This window comes from Bradyrhizobium sp. CCBAU 45321, from assembly GCF_028128975.1.
Taxonomy (GTDB): Bacteria; Pseudomonadota; Alphaproteobacteria; order Rhizobiales; family Xanthobacteraceae; genus Bradyrhizobium; species Bradyrhizobium yuanmingense.
On the sequence record NZ_LFKZ01000060.1, the window covers coordinates 1 to 1,667 of the forward strand.

The following is a 1,667-nucleotide window of genomic DNA, read 5'->3' on the forward strand; positions in this document are numbered from 1 at the left end:
CGCATTGCCTCGCCTTAATTGTTACCGGATGCTGAGCCGTTGCCTCACGTAAATTGCTCCCCTAATCGGGGACGAGCGGGGGCGCAGATGGGGCGGCTGAGCATGGCAACGCGGAAGGAACTGACGGCGGCGGCAGGCGTGCGTTATCGGCATTCGGATCGCGCGAAGAAGGCACGAATATTAGATGAGTTCGTCGACATCACTGGGTTTCATCGCAAGCATGCGATGCGACTACTTCGAGGCCAGGAAGACGCACGCCCAGGCCGAGGGCCGCGACGTCGGATCTATAATGAGGCAGAACACAACGCGCTCGTGCTCCTTTGGGAAGCGTCAGACCGGATCTGCGGGAAGCGGCTGAAGGCGTTAATGCCTGCGCTGATAGAGGCGATGGAACGGCATGGCCACCTCGACCTTGCCCCCGAGATCCGCGCCAAGCTTTTGGCGATGAGCGCTGCGACGATTGACCGCGTATTGGTGCCGATCCGAGAAAAATTGGGTCGCAAGCGCCGGCGGCACACAGCGCATTCTCTGCGTCGCAGTGTTCCAATACGGACGTCGGCGGATTGGAACGATCCGGCGCGAGGATTCGTCGAGGCTGACCTTGTAGCGCATAGCGGACCATCTGCGCGCGGCAGCTTTATCCAGACCCTCGTGCTCACCGACATTGCTACTGGCTGGACAGAGTGCGCTCCCCTGATCGTGCGTGAACAGACGCTGTTGAGCACGGTGCTGACGGAATTGCGCAAACATTTGCCTTTTGCGCTGCTCGGCCTCGATACTGACAATGATACGGTGTTCATGAACGAGACGCTGAAAGGCTATTGCGAGGCAGCCAACATTGTCTTCACGCGTTGCCGTCCCTACCGGAAGAATGACCAGGCGTTCGTTGAGCAGAAGAACGGCGCGGTCGTGCGCAGGATGGTCGGCTATCGTCGGTTCGAAGGCCTGGAAGCGGCCGAGCTGCTGGCAGAACTCTATCGAGCAGCGCGGCTGTTCGTAAACTTCTTCCAACCCTCGTTCAAGCTGATAGCCAAGCAGCGCGACGGTGCTCGTGTGCGCAAGACATACAGCGCGCCGGCAACACCCCACCAGCGCCTGGCCGCCGACGCCCGCACGCCTGACGCAGTCCGCCACCATCTCCAAGAAATCTATGCCGCTCTCGATCCGGTCGCGTTGTTGCGCGACATCCGCGACGCGCAGGAGCGCCTCGCGGCCCTCGCGGATACCCAACCAATCGTCCATCCTGCTGCGGCATCGCAATCGACCGATCGCTTCCTGGCATGCCTGCGAACGGCCTGGAAGGACGGAGCTATGCGACCGACGGATCGGCCAATCGTGAAGGCGAAAAGAGGCCGGCGTCGTCCCGACCCGCTCATTCGCGCAACGCCAGATTTGCGAAAATGGTTTGAAGCCGAGCCCTGGCGGACTGGCAGCGAACTGCTCTCCCGCCTGCAGGTGAAATATCCTGGAGCCTACCCGAACAAGCTTCTTCGAACGCTTCAACGGCGGCTTAAATCCTGGCGCAGCGAGCAAGCGAATGCGCTGCTGTTCGCTCCTACGGAGAAAATGCCACCAAGGTCAGAGGTCACGACAACGCAATGATGTAGCGGCTGCCAGCGGAGGAGGCCGGGCGCTCCGAAACCCCGGCCATCTCCGCACCCGGCCTC

General features: G+C 61.2%; 1 protein-coding gene. It reads left to right on the forward strand.

Translation table 11 applies throughout. The features are described from left to right. Nucleotides 1-87 precede the first annotated feature (87 nt). Nucleotides 88-1,602: an ISNCY family transposase gene (locus ACM43_RS09685; RefSeq protein WP_271539863.1), complete on the forward strand. Its 1,515-nt coding sequence runs from the start codon at nt 88-90 to the stop codon at nt 1,600-1,602. Nucleotides 1,603-1,667 lie beyond the last annotated feature (65 nt).

Excerpts from the sequence above, each read along its gene's own strand:
- ACM43_RS09685 (WP_271539863.1), top strand. The coding sequence starts at position 88 with ATGGGGCGGCTGAGCATGGCAACGCGGAAGGAACTGACGGCGGCGGCA.